We start from the raw sequence: 23,864 nt of genomic DNA on the forward strand, positions 1-23,864 counted from the left end.
TCTCCCAGACCCCGAGGACACCGATGTCTCTCCTGAATGACCTGCGCAGCACCCCGCGGCTCGGCCTCCTGATCGGCGCGACTGCAGCCGCCGTCGGCGTGATCTACGGCTACGATCTGTCCAATATCGCCGGCGCCTTGCTGTTCCTGACCAAGGAATTCCACCTCTCCACGAGCGACCAGGAGATGGTGACCACCGCCGTCGTCGTTGGCGAAGTGCTTGGCGCCCTGATGGGCGGCTGGCTCTCCAACCGCATCGGCCGCAAGGCGTCCATGGTGGCAGTCGCCGCTTCATACGCCGGCTTCGCCCTGCTGAGCGCGTTCGCCCCCGGCATTCCGGTCCTGATGATCGCCCGCCTGTTCCTGGGCCTGACCATCGGCATCTCCGTGGTGGTCGTCCCCGTCTTCGTCGCCGAGAGCTCGCCGGCCAAGGTGCGCGGCGCCATGCTCGTCGCCTACCAGGTGGCCACCGTCATCGGGATCATCCTGGGCTACATCGCCTCCTGGGCGCTGTCCTCCACCGGCGAATGGCGCTGGATGCTGGGCCTGGCCGCAGTTCCCGCGGTGGCAGTGCTGGCCATCCTCCTCCGGCTCCCGGACACCCCGCGCTGGTACGTCATGAAGGGCCGCTTCGAGGAAGCCCGCCGCACCCTCACCACGATCGAGCCGGACTCCGACATCGACGCCGAGATCGAGGGCATGCGGGCCGCGCTCGCCGAGGAATCCGGCGGACGCAAGTCCGGAGCCAGGTCCGGCGCCCTCAAGGAAATGCTCCGCAAGCCCTTCCTGCGCGCCACCGTGTTCGTGGTGGGCCTGGGCTTCTTCATCCAGATCACCGGCATCAACGCCGTGGTCTACTACAGCCCGCGCATCTTTGAAGCCATGGGATTCAGTGGCAATGAGGCCCTGCTGCTCCTGCCGGCCCTGGTCCAGGCGGCATCCCTCGTGGCCGTGTTCGTCTCCCTTGCCCTCGTTGACAGGGTGGGCCGGCGGCCGATCCTGCTCGGCGGCATCGGCATGATGGTAGTAGCCAACGCGCTTCTGATCGGCGTCTTCCTGGCCGGCCAGTCCTTCGGCGGCGCCCTCACGGTGCTCGGTTTCCTGGGCGTCCTGCTCTTCACCGTGGGCTTCACCTTCGGCTTCGGTGCCCTGGTGTGGGTCTACGCCGGCGAAAGCTTCCCGGCCCGCCTGCGTTCCCTCGGCGCGAGCACCATGCTCACCTCGGACCTGATCGCCAACGTGGTGGTTTCCGCCTTCTTCCTCACCATGCTCCAGCGACTGGGCGGGGCCGGCACCTTCGCCGTCTTCGGCGCCCTGGCCGTGGCGGCATTCTTCTTCGTCCGCCGCCTGGCCCCCGAAACCAAGGGCCGCAACCTCGAGGACATCCGGATCTTCTGGGAGAACGGCGGCCGCTGGGAAGCCAAGGAAGCTCCTGTAGAGGCCGCGGCAGTCCAGCGCTGAGCCCCGGCGCACACACCTGGGAGCATGCCCGAACGGGCATGCTCCCAGGCGTTTAACGGCATCATGGAACGTCAAAAATCCTGTGACTTGCCCACTGCCTCTTGACCGGCTATGTGATCTGCATCAACATAAGTGAATGGCTTTCACTAAAGATGAGACGGCAACGGCGCCGTCCACCAACACCGCCCCCGGCGGCCTGAAAAAGAACGCGATCGGCACGCGGGACATCGTCTACATGCTCGTGTCCGCCGCCGCTCCGCTGACCATCGTGGTGGGCATCGCCCCGCTCGCGCTCGCGGTCGGCGGCGTGGCCGCACCGGTCATCTACATCGTCGCCGCGCTGGGCCTGGCACTCTTCGCCATCGGCTTCATGGCGCTCACCCGGCACGTCAAGTCCTACAGCGGCTTCTACGGCTACATCTCCAAGACGGTTGGCCGGGTGATCGGCCTCGGTTCCGGGCTCACCGCCTGGATCAGCTACAACGGCCTCCAGATCGGCCTCTACGGGCTGCTCGGCATCCAGGCGGACCTCGCCGTCAAGGGCCTCACCGGCGTCTCGCTGCCGTGGTGGCTCTACGCCTTCGTGGCCATCGCCGCCGTCTGGTACCTGGGCTGGCGCGGCATCGACGTCGGCGCCAAGGTGCTCGCGGTCCTTCTCACCCTGGAAACGGTGATCGTGGCGATCGTGGCCGTTTTCGTGCTCGGCAAGGGCGGAGCCCAAGGCATCGGTTTCGATTCCTTCAGCCCCGAGGCCATCTTCTCCCCGCAGTTCGCCGCGGTCATTTCCCTCGGCTTCTCGGCCTTCATGGGTTTCGAATCCGGCGCCCTCTACCGGGAAGAAGCCCGCGACCCGGACCGCAGCGTCCCCCGCGCCACCTACATCTCCATCGCGTTCATCGGAGCGTTCTACGCCTTCTCCGTGTGGATGATGGTGCAGGCCTTCGGCCCCAAGGCCATCCAGGACTTCGCCGCCGGCCACCTCGACACCGGCGACACCGCCTACATCATGGCCGGCCAATTCGCGGGCAACTGGTGCGTCAGCCTCATGAGCGTCCTGATCGTGACCAGCATCTTCGCCTCCCAGCTTTCCTTCCACAACACCATCAACCGCTACACGCTCTCACTCAGCCGCGAGGGCATCTTTCCCAAGCATTCCGGCCGGATCAGCCCGCGGTACAGCACGCCGTCGGTCGCCGGAGTCGAACAGACCATCCTCGCCCTCGTCCTGGTGGGCGCCGCGGCCGTCTTCCAGCTCGACCCGTTCACCCAGTTCCTCATCTGGACCAACACCCCCGGCGTGCTGGGCATCCTCTTCCTGCAGGCGCTGACCGGAATCGGCGTCGTGGTCTTCTTCGTCCGCCGCCGGGACAGGACCCTGCGCTGGTATGTGGTTCCCTCGGCGATCATCGCCACGGTGCTCATGGTGGTGGTGTCCTTCCTCATGGCGGCCAACGCGGAACTGCTCACCGGGCTGCCCGCCGGAGACCCGGTCAACACCACGCTGCTGGTCATTGCCCCGCTGGTGTTCGCCGCAGGAGTTGTGCTCGCCGTCGTCCTCCGGCGCGTCAACCCGGCCGCCTACCAGCGCATCGGACACGCTGAGTGAACCGCCCCTTGACCCTAGGCTGGAGGGATGCAGACTTCGGCGAAGAAGAAGATGGGGCGCCCCCTCACCCCGAGGCTTTCGCGTAAGGCCATCGGCCGCGCCGCCCTGGCCATGTTCGAGGCGGGGGAGGACCTCTCACTGCCCAAGCTCGCCGAGCGGCTCGAGGTCACCCAGTCCTCCTTCTACAAGCACGTCAGCGGCCGCCAGGAAATCATCGAGCTGGCCCGGGGTGCGCTCGTGGAGCGCGCCCCGGTGCCGGAACGGTTCCCGGACACGCTCGACGGCGTCATCCGCCAGACCTTCGAGTCAATGTTCACTGCCTATCGCCAGGTGCCCGGCCTCCTGCCGCTGCTGCTTATCCAGCCGGTCACCCACCCGGCCGCCCTCGGCCTGTACGACAGCTTTGTGGAGGCCTTCGAAAACGCCGGAACCCCATTGCATCTGATCATCCCCGCGATCGAAGCCCTGGACAGCGCAGCAATCGGCGCCAGCCTCGACGCCTTCACCATGGAGGCGGCGTGGAGCGTCGGCGAGGCCGGGCATGAGGACTACCCCCACCTGTCCATGGCACTGGACGCCGTGGCCGCCAGCAGGACCGATCGCTTCGCCTTCCTCGCCGACGTCCTCGCGGCGGGATTGAAGGCGGCCATCCGGGACACCGCTTAGGTCCCGGCAGGCCGCACAAAGTACCCTTGGAGACTGTGAAGGTACTCGTCATTGGCCCCGGCGGCCGCGAACACGCCATTGTCCGCTCCCTGCTCGAAGATCCAAACGTGTCCGAGGTCCACGCGGCTCCGGGCAACGCCGGCATCGCCAAGCTGGTCCCCACGCACGCCATCGACGGCAACGATCCCGCCGCCGTCGCCCAGCTGGCCGGCAAGCTCACGGTGGACCTGGTGGTCGTAGGTCCCGAGGCCCCGCTCGCAGCCGGTGTATCCGACGCCGTGCGCGAAGCCGGCATCCCGGTGTTCGGCCCCAGCAAGGCCGCAGCCCAGCTCGAAGCATCGAAGGCCTTCGCCAAGGAGGTCATGGCCGAAGCCGGCGTGCCCACCGCGATGGCCCGCGTCGCCACCAACGCCGAGGAGGCCGCCGACGCGCTGGACACCTTCGGCGCCCCGCACGTGGTCAAGGACGACGGCCTGGCGGCCGGCAAGGGCGTCGTGGTCACCAACGACCGCGCCGAGGCCCTGGCCCACGCCCAGGCCTGCTTCGACGCCGGCGGAACCGTGGTCATCGAGGAGTACCTGGATGGCCCCGAGGTCTCCCTCTTCGTCCTCTGCGACGGCCGCACCACCGTGCCGCTTTCCCCCGCGCAGGACTTCAAGCGCATCTTCGACAATGACGAAGGCCCCAACACCGGCGGCATGGGCGCCTACACCCCGCTGGACTGGGCGCCCGAAGGCCTGGTCCAGGAAGTCATCGACCGCGTGGCCCAGCCCACCGTGGACGAGATGGCCCGCCGCGGCACCCCCTTCGTCGGCGTGCTGTACTGCGGCCTGGCCCTGACCTCCCGCGGCACCCGCGTCATCGAATTCAACGCCCGCTTCGGGGACCCCGAAACGCAGGCCGTCCTGGCCCGACTCAAGACCCCGCTCGGTTCCCTCATGCTGGCGGCTGCCAAGGGCGAACTGGACACCGCGGAAGAGCTGCGCTGGTCCAGGGAGTCCGCAGTCGCCGTCGTCGTCGCGGCCGAAAACTACCCGGACACCCCGCGCACCGGCGACCGTATCACCGGACTGAAGAAGGCCGAAGGCCTTGAGGGCGTCCACGTCATCCACGCCGGCACCAAGCTGGACGAGGAAGGACGGGTTGTCTCCGCCGGCGGGCGCGTGCTCGCCGTCGTCGCGCTCGGCAGTGACCTGGTGGAGGCCCGCGAACGGGCGTACGACGGCGTCGAGCTGGTCCAGCTCGAAGGCAGCCAGTACCGCACTGACATCGCAGGCAAGGCAGCCCGCGGCGAAATCCGGGTATCCCCGACCACGGGTACCATCCCGGCGGTGAAGGGCTGATGATGACCGAACTCAACAGCACCGAATCGAACAAGGGCGGCTTTGCCGCGGAGACGCTCGACCTTCCCGGCTGGATGCACGTCTACTCCGGCAAGGTCCGCGACCTCTACGTGCCCGCCGACGAATCGATCAGGGAACAGATGGGCCAGGACTGCGTCCTGGTGGTGGCCAGCGACCGGATCAGCGCGTACGACCACGTCCTCTCCAGCGAGATCCCGGACAAGGGCCGGATCCTCACACAGCTGAGCCTGTGGTGGTTCGATCAGCTCGGAGTGGAGCACCACGTGCTGGCCTCCACCGTGGCCGGCGGTGTTCCCGAAGCCGTCGAGGGCCGGGCCATGATCTGCAAGAAGCTGGACATGTTCCCCGTCGAGTGCATCGCCCGCGGCTACCTCACGGGCTCCGGCCTGGCCGAATACAAGGAGTCCCGCACCGTGTGCAGCATCCCGCTGCCGGAGGGCCTGGTTGACGGTTCCCGCCTGGCGGAAGCCATCTTCACGCCGTCGGCCAAGGCCGAGGTGGGCGAGCACGACGAGAACATCACCTTCGAGGCCGTAGTGGACGCTGTGGGTCCCGACGTCGCCGACCGGCTCCGCGAACTCACGCTTGCCATCTACGCCAGGGCTGAGGAAATCGCCCGGGGCCGCGGCATCATCCTGGCCGACACCAAAGTGGAGTTCGGTGTGGACGCCGCCAGCGGCGTCATCACCCTGGGCGACGAGGTCCTCACCCCGGACTCCTCGCGCTTCTGGGACGCCGCAAGCTACGAACCGGGCAAGGCGCAGCCGTCCTTCGACAAGCAGTACGTCCGGGACTGGCTGACGTCCGCCGAATCGGGCTGGGACCGCGCATCCGACACCCCGCCGCCCGCGCTGCCGGCCGACGTCGTCGAACGCACCCGCGCCCGCTACGTCGAGGCATACGAGAAGCTCACCGGCCGCAGCTTCGCCTGACACGACCGGTAGCAAGTGGGCGTCGTCGCCTACCGTCCCGGGCGTTTCTGCGGATCTTCCAAGGCAGGGTTCCCCTCGGGGCGCTCCTGCGGATTGGTTCCCGGGCCATCCGTAGGGTTGGCGTCGGGGTCCTCCACGGGAGGGTCCTGCGTGGCATCGAACGGGAAGCCCTCGCGCGGACTTGCGGTGGGGTCCGGGGGCACCTCGCTCGGTGCCGGGTCTCTGGGATTCCCGTTCATTGCATTGTTCCTTGACTGCTTGCGACTTGAGAGACGCCGGTCCGTGGCTACGGGGCCGGCGTCCTGCGTGCCGGAAACCCGGCCAACGGTTCCCGGCGGTGGAGGTGACTGGCCTTGACGGCCAGGGCTGGGAAGGCTGCGGGTCGGGAGGTCCGGACTGGGGGAGAAGACCGGACTCCTGACCAAGCCAGCCTTAGACGCCGTGGGATCGCCGTCGGGAGGTGAAGCTGAGGAGCCAGCCGATGGCGGCGAGGGCCAAGACGATCACGCCAACCCACAGCAGGAAGCTCAGTGACGGCGTGAATCCGCCGACCAAGAGCAGGACTATGGCGATGACGCCTACAACAATTAGAAGCGTGTTCATGGTGAACGCATTCCGTTTCCTTGCGGGAATCCGCACCGAGGTTTTCGGATTCCCCTTGCGATATGTTCAGTACAGCCCAATCGCGGCTGTTGGTTCCTCGCAAGGCGCCCCCGGCACCTTCGAAGGGCTCGTTTTGTGAACGGCAGGCCTGCCCCTGTTGTGTTGGGGCGCCGACCATGGCCACAAGATCATTAATTGCACTTACCAGCACCCTTATCAAGGCCACCAGCCGAAGGCTTCTTCCTGCGGCGCCGCACCACGTGGCCGGGCAATTTCCTGCCCTGGACCGCCAAGGTATCCGCGAGTGCCGGCAGCTTACAAACGAAATGAATCTGCGCGGGGTGCAAGGCCATTCCGCCCCGGTCCACGCGGGCGTATTCTTTGGGCAAGGGTAGGTAGCGCCGGATCTACAGCGCTGCGCCCCCGAGCGGTTCGAGGCATCATGGAAAAAGCACCTTCAGAGGCTGAAAATCCACGCCAGCGCCAGTCCCCGAACCAAGTGGTCAACAGTTACGTCCTTCTCCTCAAGCAGGTGCGGCAGGCCGGCTTGCTACGACGCAGGCGCGGTTTCTACATCACCGTCTTCGTCATACTGATGGCAGCCTGGGCGGGCACCTGGACCGGATTCATCCTGCTTGCGGACACCTGGTTCCAACTGCTGATCGCCGCCAGCATGGGCGTGGTGCTGACCCAGTTTGGATTTCTGGCCCACGAAGCAGCACACCGTCAGATTTTCGCATCCAAGGGTATGAATGAGTGGTCCGCCCGCCTTATCGGGACCGGTTTGGTGGGGATCAGCTACGCCATGTGGACCCGGAAGCATACCCGTCACCACAACCACCCCAATATGATCGATAAGGATCCGGATATCCACACCGGGGCGATCGCCTTCCATCCGCAGGCGGCGGCTTCGCGTACCGGCTTGATGATCGGGGTGACGCGCCGGCAGGGATGGCTGCTGTTCCCACTGCTGTTCTTCCTTGGCCTGAGCCTGCACGTTGATTCGTTGAAGTACCTGTTTCGCCGCGGGAGCGTTGATCACCGGTGGGTCGAGATCCCGCTGCTAACGATGCGGCTGCTCTTGGTTCCGGTGCTCGTGTTCTGGATCCTGCCCGTTGGCATGGCGTTCGCGTTCCTCGGCGTGCAGGTGGGCGTATTCGGGTTCTACATGGGCGCCTCGTTCGCGCCCAACCACAAGGGCATGCCCGTCATGCCAGCATCCAGCCGAGCGGACTTCCTTCACCGTCAGGTAATTACGGGACGCAACATCGCCGGGGGCTGGTTCATGGACACTCTCATGGGTGGGCTAAACCGCCAGATCGAACACCATCTGTTCCCGGATATGCCCCGTCCATACCTGCACCGTGCAGCCACGTTGGTGCGCTCCACCTGCCTGGAGCAGGGAATCCCCTACACCGAGACCAACCTCATCGCCTCCTACGCGATCGTGGTCCGTTACCTGAACGCCGTCGGCCTGATGGCTGGTGGACCATTCGAATGCCCCGTTGCGGAAAACCACAGGCCACGATGAATGGAGGCGCGGGGGTGCCGCGGGCCGCTCAAGAGCGGAGGATTGAAGTGTACCGAGAGGAAAGTGACCAATAATGGCATCGGAACCAGTGACGCCCGGAAGCCTGCCGCCGAAGCAGCAGCCCCAGGCAGGAGCGACTTCGGAAACCGCCTCCTCCCTTCCCACTGTGGCAAGGCCCAAGCCAACCCGGTCCGGTGTGGTCTGGGTGGCCGTTGTCGTAGCGCTCATCATGCTAGTGCTGCTGATCATCTTCATCCTGCAGAATCAGGAACCCGCCAGGGTAATGTTCCTCGGCCTCGAAGGCACGCTCGCTCTGGGAATGGCACTATTCATCGCCAGCGTGGGCGGGGGAATAGTCGTAGCTGTCGCGGGCGCGGCAAGGATCATCCAACTCCGCTCCAACGCCCGCAAAGTTAGGCAGCTCACCAAGCGCAGCCAACCGCCCCTTCAGGGAACGATCAAAGAAGGTGGCCCCCAGCGGACGCGCCGTCATCGGCCCGAGGCATGAATGGACCCTACGGGGACCCTGTCTTTTTTCCGGGATTCGGCTACTTGGGGGAGTTCGCAGCGTGGCTGGCCGCCTGGGCGCGCCGTTCGGCGAGGCGGATCTCCAGAAGCGAATCCATCGCCTGCTGGACGCGGTCCGCTGCACCCGCGGCCGTGAAGTCCGCCTGCGCTTCCTCAAGGTAGACCAGGGCATCTGCGTTCTCGCCCGCGGCCTTGAGGGCCTTGCCGAGCAGGAAGGACACCTCGCCAGCGGTGTGCCGGGCCAGCTCGCCACGGTCCGCGTGGATTTCACGGAGCTTGTCGACGGCGGCCAGGATATCTCCCGTGAGGTAGAGCCATCGGGCACGGATGAACGCCACTTCCAGCTGGTCGGTCTTGTTGCCGCCCACGATCGACAAGGCGAGCTCCGCGCGCTCGATGGCCGAGAGCGTCTCGGGTTCCACGATGCCGGAGGACAACCTGACGGCAGCCGAGGCCTTGTTGAAGCGGGCCCAGAGTTCGATATCGTTCGCGGGGGAGAGGAGCTTCGCTGCGCGTTCGTGGTGCTTGATGCCCTCGGCATAGTCGTGCCGCATGAACGCCACGTTGCCCACCACCCAGGCAACCTCGCCCGCGAGCTGGGACATGGAATGCTCGTCCATCTGCGCCATCATGGATTCGCAGTATTTCCAGGCCTCGTCCAGCTTGCCGCTTTCGGCCAGCGCACCGATGAGGGCCCGGTGCGCGCCGATGATCAGGGTGGAGCCCTTGGGGAGCTGCAGGCTGAGCTGGACCGCCTCGGTGGCATGTTCGACGGCGGTGGCCAGCTGCCCCTGACCGTGGCAGACCGCGGCGAGCATCTGGCGGGCGCGGACGCCGAGGCCCGCCGATTCGGTGGCCATGGGGTGCTCCAGGAGATGCTGGATGATCTTCTGGCACTCTTTGAGCTGGCCTTGCTTCATAACGCATTCGGCCTGCATGTAGGTCATGTTCCACCAAGCACTGGTGTTGCGTGCTTCCAATGCGATCTGCGCCGCGGCCGCTGCGTGGCTGGCCGCCAGCGGGTAGTCCCGGAGGTCCCAGGCCTGGCGCGCGTAGAGGCCGGCAAGTACGTATTCGGCATCGCTGACGGACACCGGCTGGCTCCAGGCTTCCAAAGCCTTGGGTGCCAGCTCGAGCCGGCGGGCGAGTTCTTCGATAACCTCGGCAGTGGGTTCGCGGCGGCCGGTCTCCAGCAACGAAATATAGCTGGGGGAGTAGAGGTCCCTACCCAGTTCGGCCTGGGTGAGTCCTCGTTCGAGCCGCTCGGCACGGAGCTTTTCTCCGAATCCGTTGCCCACCGCGTCCTCCTAGATATGGCGCTTTAGCGCTGTCTTTGCGAGTTAACCTTGACAGCCTCTGTGGAAAACATTTTACAATGTGTGTCAACAGGGACCGCACTAATTTCCATAACGAATCCGACTCGCATCGAGGGAAAACCATGTTCAAGAAGATCGCTGCATCTGTCGCCTTGGCGGGCGCTCTTGCATTCACGGCAGCGGCTCCGGCCGTCATCTCCGCAGCCCCTGTAGCAAACGCCATCCATACCGTGCTCAGCATCGGCAATTGGCCCGATCCCATGCGCTCACAGGCCATCGGCAACTGGCCTGATCCGATGCGCGCCCAGGCCATCGGCAACTGGCCGGACCCCATGCGCGCCCAGGCCATCGGCAACTGGCCGGACCCCATGTAATATTCAACTGATTTGAGAAATCACCCCGGCGTCTGGGCGCCGGGGTGATTTCTTTTTGGGTTGCCGGCGGGCCGGGCGCAAAATGGTTAAACAGGCCAATGGAATGTTTTTGACTGGCCTCCGGAAAAACCGGGCAGCGAATTGTTTTGCTTAAACAAGAAGGGCCTCCCAAATGGAAGACCCTTCTGTAATTGGTCGGGATGACAGGATTTGAACCTGCGACCTCTTCGTCCCGAACGAAGCGCGCTACCAAGCTGCGCTACATCCCGATCCGCTGCAAAAGCAACGTGTTCAAGGATAGCGGATCCGTGCCCCGGATGCGAAATCGGCGCCCCGCGCCGCCGGAGCGTCTCCACGATCCCTTAGACGAGCGACTCCCGCCAGGCTCCGTGCAGCGCCGCGAAGCGACCGCCGCCGCTGATTAGTTCTGCGGGGGAACCGTCTTCCACCACTTCTCCGTCGTGGATGACCAGCACCCTGTCGGCGGATTCCACGGTGGAGAGGCGGTGCGCGATGATGATCGCCGTGCGCCCGGATGCCCCGCCTGGTTTACTGCCTGCGAGAAGCCTGGAGAGCCCGGCCTGCACCAGGCGTTCGGAAGGGATGTCCAGGGACGACGTGGCCTCGTCAAGGATCAGTACCGCCGGCGCCGCGAGGAACGCCCGGGCGAAGCTGATCAGCTGGCGCTGCCCGGCTGAAACACGTCCGCCGCGCTTGTTGACGTCGGTGTCATAGCCTTCGGGCAGCCCCGCGATGAAGTCGTGGGCGCCGACGGCACGGGCGGCCGCTTCGATTTCGGCACGCGAAGCGTCTGGGCGTCCCAGGGCGATGTTGTCCGCCACCGAACCGCTGAAAAGGAACGCCTCCTGGGTGACCATGACCACGGCGCGGCGCAGATCGCTGCCGTCCAGATCCCGCAGTTCCACGCCGTCGAGGGTCAGGGAACCGCCGGTGACGTCGTAGAAGCGGGCGATCAGCTTCGCGAGCGTGGATTTGCCGGCACCGGTCTGGCCCACGAGGGCCACGGTCTGGCCTGCGGGAATGTGCAGGTTAAGCCGGGGCACCACCGTCTTGCCGGCACCATAGCCGAACTCCACGTCGCGGAAAGCGATCTCGCCGCGGGCGCGGGGCAGCGGAACCGGGTTCTTCGGCGGCCGCACCGTCGGAACCTCCTCCAGCAGTCCCGACACCTTCTCCAGGGCTGCCTGGGCGCTTTGGAAGGAGTTGTAGAACATGGCCATCTGGTCCACGGGCTGGAAGAAGCGTTTGGTGGACAGGATCAGGGCCAGGAGGACGCCGACGGCGAGTTCCCCGCTGAGCACCCGGAAGCCGCCGAAGAGCAGCACGACGGCGACGCACACGTTGCCGATCAGCACCAGGCCTGGCTGGAAGATGCCGTTGAGGTTGATCGACCGCACCGTGACCCTGCGGTAATCCTCCGAGAGTTCGCCGTAGCGCTCGGCGTTCTGCCGCTCCTTGCGGAAGGCCTTGACGGCGCGGATGCCGGTCATGGTCTCGATGAAGTGCACGATCAGCCGCGCGGAAACCACGCGTGATTCCCGGAAAGCGATCTGCGAGTGCTTCTGGTACCAGCGGGCCAGGAAGAACATCGGGACGCCGGCGGCGAGCATGATGAATCCGCTGCGCCAGTCGAGGGCGAAGACCGTGATGGCCGTGAAGACCATGAACAGCAGTCCGGACGCCAGGGAGCTGACGCCGGAGTCCAGCAGTTCGCGGAGGGCTTCAAGATCGGAGGTCTGCCGGGCGATGATGCGCCCCGATGTGTACCGTTCGTGGAACTCGAGGCTGAGCCGCTGGGTGTGGCGGAATACCCGCAGGCGCAGGTCCAGGAGCATGGTCTGGCTCAGCCGCGCCGTGGACGTGACGTAGAGCGCCGTGAGGACAGCCGTTGCCACCGCGGCCGCGAGGTAGAAGACACCCGCGAGCACGAGCGGTCCGTTGCTGCCCGACTGCAGTGCCGGCAGGGCGTGGTCGATGCCGAAGGCAATGATGGCCGGACCTGCCACCCTGGTGGCCTGGGACAGCACCACCATGGCCAGCGTGAGCCAGAAGCTGATGCGCACGGGCTTGATCAGCGAACCCAGCAGCGCGAGGGAGCGGCGGCGGACGGCCTTGCTGTCGGAGCGGCTGAGGTGTGCGTTGTCTTCGTTGGATGTACCGAAACTACTCATCGCCGTGCCTCCCCGGCTTCTTCCAGTTCGTCCAGTTCGCTGTCTTCAAGGTGGCTGTCCAGGTCCTTCGGGCCTTCGTCGAGGCTCGCGATCACGAAGCGGTAGTGCGGGTTCCTTGCCAGGAGCTCGGTGTGGGTCCCGACGTCGGAAATCCGCCCGTCCTCGAGCAGGGCCACGCGGTCTGCGAGGGCAACGGTGGACGGCCGGTGCGCGACGATCAGCGTGGTGGTGTCCTTGAGGACTTCGCGGAGCCGGGCCTCGACGAGTTCCTCGGTGTTGACATCCAGTGCCGAGAGCGGGTCGTCCAGAACCAGTACGCGCGGCCTGGCGGCGATCGCCCGGGCCAGGGCGATACGCTGGCGCTGCCCGCCGGACAGGCTGAGCCCCTCTTCGCCGATCAGGGTGTCCACGCCCTCAGGCAGGGAGTACGCAAAATGCGCCTGGGCCACATCCAGGGCCTCGTCCAGCGCGGCTTCCGAAGCTACCGGGGCGCCGAGGAGCACATTTTCCCGCACGGAACTGGAAAACAGGGTGGTGTCTTCGAAGGCCACGGCCACCACCGTCCTCAGCTCCTCGAGGCTGAAGTCCCGCACGTCCACGCCGTCGATCCGCACCGAGCCGCCGGAGGCGTCGTAGAGGCGGGGCACCAGCTGGAGCAGGGCGCTCTTGCCGCTTCCCGTGACACCCACCAGGGCCATCGTCTCGCCCGGGCGGATGTCCAGGGTGATGTCGTGCAGGAGGGGACCGCCGTCGTCGAACGCGAAGGAGGCGTGGTCGAAGCGCAAGCCGCCGCGCACCTCGCGTGGGGTCCGCGGCGACTCCGGACCGGCGATGGTGTTGACCGTGTCCATGACCTCGAAGTGGCGGTCCAGGGCGGTCTTGGCCGTCAGGGCCATCGCCAGCAGCATTCCGGAGAATTCCACCGGCGCCGCCACCACCGCGGCGGTGGCGAAGAAGGCCACCAGGGACCCGATGCTCAGCTCGCCGGTGGAGGCCAGCATGATCCCGACGACGAGCCCGATCCCGAGGGCCAGCTCCGGCAGCAAGGTCACCACCAGGCTGAACTCCGCCTGCTGCTTGGCCTTGGCAATCTCGGTCTGCCGCAGTTCCTCAGCCTGGCCGTTGAAGTTTTCCAGCGCCTCGCGGCTGCGCCCGAAGGCCTTGAGGACACGGATGCCGTGCACCGATTCCTCGACGGTGGTGGCGAGGTCGCCGGCCTGGTCCTGGCTGAGCCGCGCCACCAGGCTGAACCGCCGCCGGAACCGGAAGGAGTAGACCATGATCGGCAGGGCCGCGGCCAGGAAGATCAGTGCCAGCTGCCAGCTCATGGTGAACATGACGCCGACGCCGATCGCCACGGTCAGGGTAGTGACCACCAGCATGATTGCGCCGAAAGCCATCCAGCGGCGCAGGAAGTTCAGGTCGCTCATCGCGCGGGAAAGCAGCTGCCCCGAGCCCCAGCGGTCGTGGAAGGACACAGTGAGGTCCTGCAGGTGGCCGTAGAGGGAGACCCGCATGCGGGTCTCCACCGTCGTGGCTGGGTTGATGACGAACTGGCGCCGGAGCGCCACCAGCCCCGCCTCGGCGGTGCCGAGAAGCAGGACCACGACGGCGGAAATCCACACCGCGCTTCCCGTGCCGCCGGGCTTGAGGAAGTCATTGACCAGGACCCGGAGGACCTGCGGGATGGCCAAGGCCACCACGCTGGCGAGCAGGGCGCTGAGCAGGCCCAGGAAAAGCCGGGGGATGATCGGCCGGACATGGGGATAGAGGCGTTTGATGGACGTAAAGAAAGACGTTTGCTTGGACATGCCCGCTTCTCAACAGCTGGATCTTCAGTCGGTGTGGATCTTCAGACGGTGGAGGTAGTTTCCTTCAGCAACTACCCTATGCCATGCGTGATTCCCTTCACAGGAGAAACCAGCAGTGGGTGAAATGTTTTACCACTTATCGTGATCCGTAATCGCGTGATCCGTAACCTCGCAAGTCGGATTATTCGGGGAAACAGGAAGGCCGCTCCCGGTATTCCGGGAACGGCCTTGGTGCTGTTTGTGGGGCGGGTTCAGCCTTGCATTGCGTCGATGACGGCGGCTGCCACCGCGGCGCTGGACTGCGGGTTCTGGCCGCTGATGAGGTTTCCGTCGCGCACTACATAGCTGGTCCAGGCGGCACCGGCTTCGGTCACGGCTCCGCGTTCCCGCAGTTTGGCCGCAACGAACCACGGGGTGTTTTCGCCCAGGCCGCCGGTGAGTTCTTCATCGTCGGTGAAGACGGTGAGCTTGCGGCCGGCAAAGACGAAACTGCCGTCGGGGCGGACAGCGCTCAGCAGTCCCGCCGGTCCGTGGCAGAACGGCGCGATGACCATGCCGGCGTCGTCCGCTTCTCCCAGGATGGCACCCAAAGCGGAGTCGAAGGCCAGGTCGGCCATGGGGCCGTGGCCGCCTGGCAGAACAATCGCGGCGTAGTCCGCCGCCGTCACATCTTCGAGCGACAGCGGAGCCTTCAGTTCGGCGGCGATTCCGTCCAGGTAGGAGGAAAGCTCCGTCACCGTCTCTTCGCTGCCCACATTCGCGACGATGAGCGAGCCGGGATCCACCGGGGCGCGCTTACCTGCGGGGGTTGAGATGACGACGTCGTGGCCCGCGGTGGTCAGTTCGCGGTGGGCGACAACGAGTTCTTCGGCCCAGAAGCCGGTGGCGTGTTCGGAGCCGTCGGCGAGGGCGAGGGAATCTGCCGCCGTGGCGACCATGAGGATCTTGGACATTGTGTTCCTTTCGACGCCACTGAGTATGCCTGCGGCACTGCCCGCCCGGTGATCGGAAAATCTTGGCGGCCCATCGGATTCCTGATGCTGCTTCCTAGCGGGAAGTTCCGGGGGAATCGCTATTAGGGCTTGAGGGTTTGGAGCGCCCTTACGAAGGAACGCAGGCTCGGGTTGCGGCCGAGTTCGCCGGAGCGCATAGCCAGGTGCACTGTGTTGAGCGGCGGTACCTCAGGGGAGTGCAACTGCACGAGGGAGCCTTCCGCGAGCTCCTTACCGATGAGGTAGGCCGGCAGCACCGACATGCCCAGGCCGGATTCCACGGCAGCGCGGATGCCCCGGAGGTCCGGGATGACGGCGGCTGTCTTCAGCCCGGCGGGACGCTGCCCGAACACCGCGCGCCAGTAGCGCCGGATGATCGGCAGGTTCTCCGCGTAGGCCACCACCGGGATGCCGTTGAAGTGCTCTTCAAGACCTGCGGTTTCAGCCCACACGGGCGCCGCCACCAGGGCGAATTCCTCGTCGAAGAACGGTTCTGACTGGATGCCGCGGACACGCGGTAGCACCGCGCTGAGCACCACGTCCAGGGTTCCGATGCGCAGCTGCTCAAGGAGTTCATCGGCCAGGCCGAAGTTGATCCTGATGGACGCTCCCGCCGCATCCGTCAGCTCCTTGAGGCGGGGAAGGAGCAAGTGGCCGGTGAGTTCCGCCGGACCGCCGAACTGGATGGCTGCTGCCTTTCCGGTTCCGGAAAACGGGCTGGTGATGTCGTCCAGTGCGTCGACGTGTGGGGCAACTTCGCGGACTAGCGTTTCCGCCCGCGTTGTGGGAGCGACGCCGGTGCGTTGCCGGGTGAAGAGCGGATAGCCCAGGCTTGTCTCGAGCGCCCGGATGTGGCTGGTGACGGTGGGCTGCGAGATGCCGATCAAGACCGAGGCCTCGGTGAACGACCCCGTGCGGTACACCGTGACGAAGGTCCGGAGGTGTTCGAGGTCCGGCGCGGCCATCAGCTAGGCGCGCGGGGCCAGCGTCAGCAGTACGGCCTCCGGGCGGCAGGCGATCCGCACCGGAGCGAAGCGCGAGGTGCCGATCCCGCCGGAGACGTTCACCGGCGTCGTGTGTCCCTTGCTTTCCCAGTCGTTCAGGCCCTTGGCGCGCCAGGTGGGAAGGTCGCAGTTGGAGACCAGCGCGCCGTAGCCGGGGATGCAGAGCTGTCCGCCGTGGGTGTGGCCGGCCAGGATCAGGTCCGCGTCAGCCTCGGTGAAGTGGTCGAGCACGCGCTGGTAGGGCGCATGGATGACGGCGATGCGCAGGTGCGGGCGCTGGTCCTGGCCGGCGGTGCCGCGGGGCCACCCGGCATAGCGTTCCCGATTGAGATGGGGATCGTCGACGCCGGAGAAATCCAGGCGGACGCCGTTCAGCGGAACGGACTGGTGCCGGTTGGTGAGGTCGATCCAGCCGGACATTCCGAAACCGGAACGCAGGCGAGGCCAGTCCAGTTTGACGGGGTCCTCGCGCAGTCGGCTGGGGCCCAGGAAGTAGCTGATGGGGTTCTTGATGACGGGGGCGTAGTAGTCATTGGAGCCCGGGACGAATACGCCGGGCAGGGCCAGCAGCGGGCGCAGCGCCTCCAGCACCGGGTCGATGGCCTTGGGGTGGCTGAGGTTGTCGCCGGTGTTGACCACCAGATCGGGCGCCAGGTCCGCCAGGGACTGGAGCCAGGCCGCCTTCTTGTGTTGGCCAGGCACGAAGTGGATGTCGCTCAGGTGCAGCACCCGCATCGGCGCCGAACCGGCCGGGAGGATCGGAAGGGTTTCCTCGCGCAGGGTGAACTGGTCCTTCTCCCACCAGCCGTAGGCGGCGGCAGCTGCGCCCGCCGTGGCGCCGACGGCGGCAGTGACGGCAAGGCCGCGTCCGAAATCACGAACGCGGCCTGCCAGATTTCCCTGGGCGGTCAACTATTTGTCCTTCGGGCTGGTGCCCTTGTTGCCTGTACCCGTGTCTCCGCTCTTCGTGTCGCCGCTCTTGGTGTCCTTCGGCGTCGGGGTCGGTGCCGGGGCGACATAGTCGAGATTCGAGGGGGGCGCAGGGAACGGATCCGTGCCGTAGCGAGGGGCCACCTGCAGCATGTAGTTGGCAAACTGCGGGCCGGCAATCATGTAGCCGTCGATGTTCGGGTAGAACTTGCCGTTGATGGTGAGGTTACGGCCGTAGCGTCCCTGGTCACCCAGCGGGTCGCCGAACCAGGTGGCGGTGGCCAGGCCCGTGGTGTAACCGACCACCCAAGTGGAGCCGTTCGAGTTGTTGGTACCGGTCTTGGCCGCAACAGGGAAGGTGGTGCTCGTAGAGATACGCGGCTGGATCCAGAAACCCGAGCCCCTGTTCAACACTTCCTGCAGGCCCTTGCTGACACCATGCGCGACCTCCGGGGAAATGGCCTCCCGGCAGTTGCTGGACTGCGCCGGAAGCTTGGCGCCGGAGGAATCCGTCACGGACTCGATGGCGATCGGCTCGCAGTAGCGGCCGTCGTTGGCGAAGGTCGCGAAGGCGCTGGCCATGGTCAGCGGTGCCGTCTGGCGGGAGCCCAGCAGGTTGGCCAGCGTGGTCATCGGGATCTGCGGGTGCGGGTTGGTGACCTTTCCGTCCTTGTCCCGGGCAGGCAGGCCTTCGTGGATGCCGGTGGCGTCCACGATCTTCTGGATGCCGCACAGGTCCAGCTGTGAGGCCGAGGCGAACGTCGCCGTGTTGATCGAGTTCATCAGGCCGTACAGCACGCTCATGGGGCGGTAGTAACCGTCTTCGTTGTTCTGCAGGTCCTGGCTGCCGTCCACATTGCTGTCATACCAGCCGTTGGTCGGGGTGGGGCAGGTGTTCCGCCACGGGAAATCGATCGGGTACTTTCGGACCGCAGCGTTGATCGTCGTATTCATGGACTTGCCCTCGTTGAGCCATTCCGCGAAAGTGAAGGGCTTCATGGTAGAGCCGGTCTGGAAACCGCCCAGGCCGTTGAGGTCATTGCCGTTGGCGTCCAGGACGTCCACGTTGAAGTTCTGTTCTGCCTGGAACTTGCCCGCTGCAGGCAACCACACCGTGTTCTGGGCCATCGAAACGATCTTGCCGGTCTTCGGCTGGACCGAAACCAGCGCGGCACCCCACTTGTCCGGGTTGGCGCCGGCGGAAGCATTGACCTGCTGCTGCGCCACGGCCTGGGCCTTGGGGTCCAGGGTGGTCTTGATGGTCAGGCCGCCGCGCATGACCCGGTTGGTGCGCTCGTCAGGAGTGGCACCGTAGGCCGGGTTGTTCAGCAGCAGGTGCAGCACGTAGTCACAGAAGTACGGCGCGGAGGTGGCGTATGCACAACCCTGGCGGGCCGGGGTGACCTTGGTGGTGACCGGCGTGGCCACGGCCTTGTCGTAGTCGGCCTTCTTGATCTTGCCCTGGTTCAACATGAGCTGCAGCACGAGGTCGCGGCGGGACTTGGCGTGGTCCGGGTTCGTGATGGGGTCGTAGTAGGAGGGGCTGTTGACGACGCCGGCCAGGAGCGCTGCCTGGGGCAGGGTGAGGTTCTTGGCCGTGGTGCTGAAGAAGAACCGGGACGCGGCCTCAATGCCGTAGGCATCCCGGTTGAAGAAGACGATGTTGAGGTACCCCTCGAGGATCTGCTCCTTGGAGAACTTCTTCTCCAGAGCGATCGCAAGCTTCATTTCGCGCAGCTTGTCGCCCACGCCCTTGTTGACGCCGTTGAGCTTGACGTCGTTCTCCTTGCCTTGGGAGACAAGCGATTCGTTGATGACGTTGTTCACGTACTGCTGCGTGATGGTGGACGCGCCCTGCTTCTGGCCACGCGCGGTGCTGACCACGGCACGCAGGATGCCGGTGGTGTCAATGCCGCCGTGTTCGTAGAAGCGGCTGTCTTCGACCGCGACGATTGCGTCCTTGATGAAGGGACTCATCTGGTCCAGCGGCACCCTGGTGCGGTTCTCCTTGTAAATCGAGGCGATCTTGGAACCGTCGCTGGCCAGGATGTTGGTGGACTGGCTGGGCGGGTTCACTTGGAGCTCCGCCGGCAGCGTGTCGAAGAACTGGATGGAGCCGCTGGCCGTGCTGCCCGAAAGGGCGGCCGCGGGGACCAGCAGGCCTGCCACCAGGACACCGCAAACGGCACTCACGCCGAGGAATGCGATGATCTTTCCCAGGGTGGTGGCAGTATCGAATATGGGGTTCTTGCGAGTCACCATGTTTTCCACTTTACCGGCAAGGGCTACGCTTTCTCTCATGACCAAATGGGAGTACGCGACGATTCCGCTCATTATTCACGCCACGAAACAGATCCTCGACACCTGGGGCGAGGATGGCTGGGAACTTGTTCAGGTAGTCACCGGACCCGATGGAAATGGTCTTGTGGCCTACCTTAAGAGGGAGAAGCAGTAACTATGACAAGCCCCGCAGAAACCACATCTGGCGCGGAAACTCCGGCTCCGGCCTCCGCCGTCGAGCGCCGCCTCGCAGAACTCGGCCTCGTCCTTCCGGAGGTGGCCGCACCGGTAGCCGCCTACGTTCCGGCGGTTATTTCCGGCAACTACGTCTACACCTCCGGCCAGCTGCCGTTTGTTAATGGCAAACTCCCAGCTACGGGCAAGGTCTCCACCGGCGACGAAGGCCAGTCCGAGGAAGCCACTGTTGCTCCGGAAGACGCAAAGCTTTACGCCGAAGTGTGCGCCATCAACGCCCTGGCCGCGGTCAAGAGTGTCATCGGCGACCTCGACCGCGTCACCCGGATCGTCAAGGTGGTCGGCTTCGTTTCCTCCGACCCCGCTTTCACCGGCCAGCCCGCCGTCATCAACGGCGCCTCCGAACTCCTGGGCAAGGTCTTCGGCGACGCCGGCATCCACGCACGCTCCGCCGTCGGCGTTGCGGTTCTGCCGCTCGACTCTCCCGTCGAGGTCGAACTGATCGCGGAATTCAGCTAGGAACCGGTCACAGCAATTGCCTCAGCTAGCCCGACGCCTGTTCGTGTTGCCCCCTGAACTTGAGGGGGCAGCACGGAACTGGCTCCAGCTCGGCGAACGGAGTCCCCGCGCCGCGCGATACGCATCGTCAGTAGTCCTGCTCCGTGACGCTCCTGGCGGCCTGGAGACGTGGATGGGGTACCGCCCCGGTTCCTCCCCGCTCGGCGTGGTCTCCTTCCCGGGCGGCTCGCTGGACACCAGCGACGACGACGCCCTCGGCTGGCTGGGCCCGTCACCCCAGCAGTGGGCCGAGGCGCTCGGAACCACCGACGTCGGGCTGGCCCGCCGCCACGTGGTGGGAGCCATCCGCGAACTGTTCGAAGAAACCGGCGTCCTCCTCGCCGGACCGGACCTTTCCACCACGGTGGAAGCAACGTCCACGCCGGAATGGATGAAGGCCCGCGAGGCCGTCGCCAACCAGGACAAGTCCTTCACCGACGTCCTGGCCAAGCGCGGGCTCTCCCTGCGCACCGACCTGCTCAAGCCGCTGGTCAATTGGCTCAGCCCCGATTTCGCGCACCGCCGCTTCAACACCCGCTACTTCGCAGCCACTGTCCCCGTCGGCCAGAGCCCGTCCCTCCTCCAGAGCAAGGGCGTCTGGGGCCGGTGGGTCCGTGCCTTCGAACTCATCGCCGAACGCGACACCACCACCCTCGGCGACGAAATCGGCCAGGAAAACACCATCGGCCTCACCCTGGGCCAGCTCCTCGTCCCGGGCTCGGAAATCATGCTCGAAAAGATGGCCGCCGCCCAGGGCTGCATTGCCTACCTCAGCTACAAGCGCAAGCACCACGTCTACCAGCCCCGACTGGTCGAAGAAAACGGCGTGCTGATGCTCGAAGTCGAAGCAGCCCACACGGTCGCAGGAGAACCCCACCGGGAGCGCTGACCCTCTTCCTTGCCTCTCCGGGGTCGCCTTTGGGGCGATCCGCTGTGGTCGCCTTGGGTGGCGGAGACGGCCCTTCCGCGTCGCTTAGCGCGTAGGTCCCTTCCCAACACTCGCAAGCTCGCGTCGGGGCCCTCGGGACGACGCTTACGGCCGATAGGCGCCGCTTCGGTCGCTGAGCGACCTGCGCGACGCGATCGACCGCGATGCGCTCCTTTCGGAAGGACCGCCGTCCGCCATGTCTCGCACCTCGGGTGCCTGCTTGCCTAGGAGCCCAACGGGGGGGTCCGGCAAGCAGGCGGCGGGTCTCTGCAGAGGAGCGCATCGCAACGCATCGGGTGCCGGAGGTCGCTCAGCGACCGCAGGTGCCCCTTTGCGTTGTGTCTAAGCGACGGCGGAGGGCCGTTGTCTGCGTCTCAGGTGACCACAACGGAGGTGCGCACCGCGGGAGCCGTCTCCGCCACCCAAGGTGACCACAACGGACGCAAGAAACGCAGAAGGCCGGTTCCAAGCGGAACCGGCCTTCGTGCTTGACGGCTTAGCGGGAGCGCTGGCGCAGGCGCTGCATGTCCAGGATGACGACGGCGCGTGCTTCCAGGCGCAGCCAGCCGCGCTGGACGAATTCGGCGAGGGCCTTGTTGACGGTTTCGCGGGAAGCGCCGACGAGCTGGGCCAGTTCTTCCTGGGTGAGCTCGTGGGCTACGAGGACGCCGTCGGTGGCGGGGCGGCCGAAGCGGTCAGCCAGGTCCAGCAGTGCTTTGGCAACGCGGCCGGGGACGTCCGAGAAGACGAGGTCGGAGAGGGAATCGTTGGTGCGGCGCAGGCGGCGGGCCAGTGCCTGCAGGAGCTGGGCGGACACCTCGGGGCGGGTGCGCAGCAGCGTGTTGAGGCTTTCGTTCTTCAGGCCGGCCAGACGGGTTTCCGAAACGGCGGTGGCCGTGGCGGTGCGCGGGCTGGGATCGAACAGGGCCATTTCGCCGAAGAGTTCGCCCGGGCCGAGGATGGCCAGCAGGGACTCGCGGCCATCGGGGGAGGTGCGGCCGAGCTTCACCTTGCCGGACACGATGAAGTAGAGCTGGTCACCCTGGTCGCCCTCGCGGAACACCGAAGCCCCGCGGGAAAGGTCCACTTCGGTCAGCTCGTCCGTGAGCAGACGGAAGGCGTCGTCGTCAAGGGTGGCGAAGAGGGGTGCGCGGCGCAGTACCTCGATGTCCATGAAATCTCCTGAGTAAAAGTTCGGCAGTGGCGCTCCAGTCATTGTTCCAGAATTTTTCGGGCTCTGTGACGTACTTGGCAGCCGAAACGCCCGAAATCAGGCGGATTTCACCGAAAATGGCCTGCATCGTGAGGGATACCACGGGCCGCTGCGGGGTCCCGGCTGTCGGCTGGGTGTCAGGGTCCGCATTTACAATTGGGGCTTACCCCGGCTGTGAGGAGCATTGGTGTTCGGCTTGACCATCCTGGATCTGGCGTTGATTCTGACGCTCCTTTCCTACCTGATCTATGGCCTGCGCAATGGTTTCCTGGTCACTCTGGGAGGTGTGGCGGGTTTTGCCGCCGGGGCGATGGCCGCCGTCGTCTCCGTTCCCCTCGTGAGCGGCTGGGTGCCGGACAGCGGCTGGCGCCTGACCGCCATTGTTGCCACCGCGCTGGTGCTGATCGTGCTCGGGCACGGCCTGGGCACCTGGGTGGGACAGAAGATCCGCAAGGCCGTGCGGATCCAGCCGCTGCACGCCCTGGACCGCCTGCTCGGCGGCTTCGCCAGCGTTGCCGTCGCGGCGCTGGTGATGTCCATGCTCTCGGTCAGCATCGCGTCGCTGGGGGTGCCGTTCGTCTCCCAGCAACTCGCCGAATCCAAGGTGATCCGCTCCATCGACGCGCTGACCCCCAACCCGGTCAAGGCCGCCGTCGCGCAGTTGCGTTCGGCAGTGATGGGCAACGGGATTCCCAAGATCATCGAGGGGATCGGCCCGGTGGCGCCGGTTCCCGTTCCCGACGCCAGTACCGACACGCCTGCCCTGAACAACGCCGCGCGTTCGGTGCTGAAGATCGCCGGCACCGCCTACCAGTGCGGCCAGAACCAGACGGGCAGCGGATTCGTTGTGTCGCCCGGGCGCGTCGTGACCAACGCCCACGTGGTGGCCGGTGTGCCGCAGCCGGTGGTGGAAACGCCCGACGGCGGTGCGATGCCGGGCCGGGTGGTGTATTTCGACAGCAAGCGGGACCTCGCCGTCGTCGCGGTTGAGGGCCTGCCCACCGCGCCGCTGCAGCTGGGGTCGGACCTGCCCACAGGCTCGTCCGCGGCTTTTGCAGGGTACCCGCACGGCGGGTCGTTCCAGTCCAAGCCGGCCGCCGTCCAAGGGGTGTCCACGCTGCTGGTGCCGGACATCTATGGCAACAACCCGGCGCCTGAACAGGTCTACAAGCTCGCCGGCGATGTGCAGCCGGGTAACTCGGGCGGGCCGCTGTTGTCCCAGCAGGGCCGGGTGTCCGGAGTCATTTTCGCCAAGACCACCTCGGATGTGGCCGTCGGTTACGCGCTGACCATGGAGGAGCTTGCCCCGGTGGCCGCCCAGGCGCCGTCACTCAACGCGGCGGTCTCGCCCGGGCAGTGCACGCGGAAGTAGCCTTCGGGG

At 65.9% G+C, this 23,864-nt stretch carries 22 protein-coding genes and 1 tRNA gene; 12 read left to right on the forward strand and 11 right to left on the reverse strand.

Annotation, left to right across the window (positions count from 1 at the left end):
• Window positions 1-23: 23 nt before the first annotated feature.
• From ACNQPB_RS01145 to ACNQPB_RS01165, 5 genes are all read left to right on the forward strand, one after another.
• Window positions 24-1,460, forward strand: coding sequence for a sugar porter family MFS transporter (locus ACNQPB_RS01145; protein WP_498748403.1), 1,437 nt, complete (start codon window positions 24-26; stop codon window positions 1,458-1,460).
• Window positions 1,461-1,596: 136 nt separating this feature from the next.
• Window positions 1,597-3,066: an APC family permease gene (locus ACNQPB_RS01150; protein WP_498748404.1), complete on the forward strand. Its 1,470-nt coding sequence runs from the start codon at window positions 1,597-1,599 to the stop codon at window positions 3,064-3,066.
• 27 nt (window positions 3,067-3,093) lie between these two features.
• Window positions 3,094-3,732, forward strand: coding sequence for a TetR/AcrR family transcriptional regulator (locus tag ACNQPB_RS01155; protein WP_498748406.1), 639 nt, complete (start codon window positions 3,094-3,096; stop codon window positions 3,730-3,732).
• A 35-nt stretch (window positions 3,733-3,767) separates the two neighbouring features.
• Window positions 3,768-5,075: a phosphoribosylamine--glycine ligase gene (purD, locus tag ACNQPB_RS01160; RefSeq protein WP_498749059.1), complete on the forward strand. Its 1,308-nt coding sequence runs from the start codon at window positions 3,768-3,770 to the stop codon at window positions 5,073-5,075.
• Window positions 5,075-6,028 (forward strand): phosphoribosylaminoimidazolesuccinocarboxamide synthase, encoded by a 954-nt coding sequence (locus tag ACNQPB_RS01165; RefSeq protein WP_498748408.1) that lies wholly within the window; start codon window positions 5,075-5,077, stop codon window positions 6,026-6,028. Before purD ends, ACNQPB_RS01165 begins: the two co-directional genes overlap by 1 nt.
• A 29-nt stretch (window positions 6,029-6,057) precedes the next feature.
• Here the strand turns inward: ACNQPB_RS01165 and ACNQPB_RS01170 are convergent, their stop codons facing one another.
• Together ACNQPB_RS01170 and ACNQPB_RS01175 are read right to left on the reverse strand one after the other, a co-directional pair.
• Window positions 6,058-6,267, reverse strand: coding sequence for a hypothetical protein (locus ACNQPB_RS01170; RefSeq protein WP_498748410.1), 210 nt, complete (start codon window positions 6,265-6,267; stop codon window positions 6,058-6,060).
• A gap of 193 nt (window positions 6,268-6,460) precedes the next feature.
• Window positions 6,461-6,631 carry a hypothetical protein gene (locus ACNQPB_RS01175; protein WP_498748412.1) on the reverse strand — a complete coding sequence of 57 codons (171 nt, stop codon included), beginning with the start codon at window positions 6,629-6,631 and terminating at the stop codon, window positions 6,461-6,463.
• Window positions 6,632-7,073: 442 nt separating this feature from the next.
• Between ACNQPB_RS01175 and ACNQPB_RS01180 the strand changes: the two genes are divergently transcribed.
• Together ACNQPB_RS01180 and ACNQPB_RS01185 are read left to right on the forward strand one after the other, a co-directional pair.
• Entirely contained in the window at window positions 7,074-8,162 is a 1,089-nt protein-coding gene (locus tag ACNQPB_RS01180; protein ID WP_498748413.1) for a fatty acid desaturase family protein, read from the forward strand.
• Between the two features lie 73 nt (window positions 8,163-8,235).
• Complete coding sequence (locus ACNQPB_RS01185; protein WP_498748415.1) at window positions 8,236-8,670, forward strand: LapA family protein; 435 nt, start codon at window positions 8,236-8,238, stop codon at window positions 8,668-8,670.
• Window positions 8,671-8,710: 40 nt separating this feature from the next.
• Here ACNQPB_RS01185 and ACNQPB_RS01190 read toward each other — a convergent pair whose 3' ends face one another.
• A complete protein-coding gene (locus ACNQPB_RS01190; RefSeq protein WP_498748416.1) occupies window positions 8,711-9,988 on the reverse strand; it encodes a helix-turn-helix domain-containing protein in 1,278 nt (425 codons plus the stop codon).
• 140 nt (window positions 9,989-10,128) lie between these two features.
• Between ACNQPB_RS01190 and ACNQPB_RS01195 the strand changes: the two genes are divergently transcribed.
• Window positions 10,129-10,380 (forward strand): hypothetical protein, encoded by a 252-nt coding sequence (locus tag ACNQPB_RS01195; RefSeq protein ID WP_498748418.1) that lies wholly within the window; start codon window positions 10,129-10,131, stop codon window positions 10,378-10,380.
• Window positions 10,381-10,572: 192 nt separating this feature from the next.
• Here ACNQPB_RS01195 and ACNQPB_RS01200 read toward each other — a convergent pair.
• From ACNQPB_RS01200 to ACNQPB_RS01230, 7 genes are all read right to left on the reverse strand, one after another.
• Window positions 10,573-10,649 (reverse strand) — tRNA-Pro (locus ACNQPB_RS01200).
• Between the two features lie 93 nt (window positions 10,650-10,742).
• Entirely contained in the window at window positions 10,743-12,572 is a 1,830-nt protein-coding gene (locus tag ACNQPB_RS01205) for an ABC transporter ATP-binding protein (RefSeq protein WP_498748419.1), read from the reverse strand.
• Window positions 12,569-14,383: an ABC transporter ATP-binding protein gene (locus tag ACNQPB_RS01210; protein ID WP_498748421.1), complete on the reverse strand. Its 1,815-nt coding sequence runs from the start codon at window positions 14,381-14,383 to the stop codon at window positions 12,569-12,571. The genes ACNQPB_RS01205 and ACNQPB_RS01210 overlap by 4 nt, the downstream gene beginning before the upstream one ends.
• Before the next feature lie 251 nt (window positions 14,384-14,634).
• Entirely contained in the window at window positions 14,635-15,336 is a 702-nt protein-coding gene (locus tag ACNQPB_RS01215; protein WP_498748423.1) for a type 1 glutamine amidotransferase domain-containing protein, read from the reverse strand.
• 122 nt (window positions 15,337-15,458) lie between these two features.
• Window positions 15,459-16,340 carry a LysR family transcriptional regulator gene (locus ACNQPB_RS01220; protein ID WP_498748424.1) on the reverse strand — a complete coding sequence of 294 codons (882 nt, stop codon included), beginning with the start codon at window positions 16,338-16,340 and terminating at the stop codon, window positions 15,459-15,461.
• Between the two features lie 3 nt (window positions 16,341-16,343).
• Window positions 16,344-17,291 (reverse strand): metallophosphoesterase, encoded by a 948-nt coding sequence (locus tag ACNQPB_RS01225; RefSeq protein WP_498748426.1) that lies wholly within the window; start codon window positions 17,289-17,291, stop codon window positions 16,344-16,346.
• Window positions 17,292-19,571 carry a transglycosylase domain-containing protein gene (locus tag ACNQPB_RS01230; protein ID WP_498748428.1) on the reverse strand — a complete coding sequence of 760 codons (2,280 nt, stop codon included), beginning with the start codon at window positions 19,569-19,571 and terminating at the stop codon, window positions 17,292-17,294.
• Between the two features lie 37 nt (window positions 19,572-19,608).
• Between ACNQPB_RS01230 and sp36 the strand changes: the two genes are divergently transcribed.
• The 3 genes from sp36 to ACNQPB_RS01245 are packed head-to-tail and all read left to right on the forward strand — an operon-like array spanning window position 19,609 to window position 21,231.
• The gene (sp36, locus tag ACNQPB_RS01235) at window positions 19,609-19,764 is read left to right on the forward strand and encodes a Sp36 family protein (protein ID WP_115789890.1); all 156 of its coding nucleotides are present in this window, start codon (window positions 19,609-19,611) and stop codon (window positions 19,762-19,764) included.
• Between the two features lie 2 nt (window positions 19,765-19,766).
• Window positions 19,767-20,303 (forward strand): RidA family protein, encoded by a 537-nt coding sequence (locus ACNQPB_RS01240; protein WP_498748430.1) that lies wholly within the window; start codon window positions 19,767-19,769, stop codon window positions 20,301-20,303.
• 16 nt (window positions 20,304-20,319) lie between these two features.
• Window positions 20,320-21,231, forward strand: a complete 912-nt coding sequence (locus ACNQPB_RS01245; RefSeq protein WP_498748432.1) for an NUDIX hydrolase — start codon at window positions 20,320-20,322, stop codon at window positions 21,229-21,231.
• A gap of 535 nt (window positions 21,232-21,766) precedes the next feature.
• Here the strand turns inward: ACNQPB_RS01245 and ACNQPB_RS01250 are convergent.
• Window positions 21,767-22,444, reverse strand: coding sequence for a Crp/Fnr family transcriptional regulator (locus tag ACNQPB_RS01250; protein ID WP_013602309.1), 678 nt, complete (start codon window positions 22,442-22,444; stop codon window positions 21,767-21,769).
• Window positions 22,445-22,670: 226 nt separating this feature from the next.
• On the opposite strand from ACNQPB_RS01250, the gene ACNQPB_RS01255 reads away from it, so the two are divergent.
• A complete protein-coding gene (locus ACNQPB_RS01255) occupies window positions 22,671-23,855 on the forward strand; it encodes a MarP family serine protease (protein WP_498748434.1) in 1,185 nt (394 codons plus the stop codon).
• Window positions 23,856-23,864: the final 9 nt, after the last annotated feature.

Source organism: Curtobacterium sp. LFS079 (assembly GCF_047977865.1).
GTDB lineage: Bacteria > Actinomycetota > Actinomycetes > Actinomycetales > Micrococcaceae > Arthrobacter.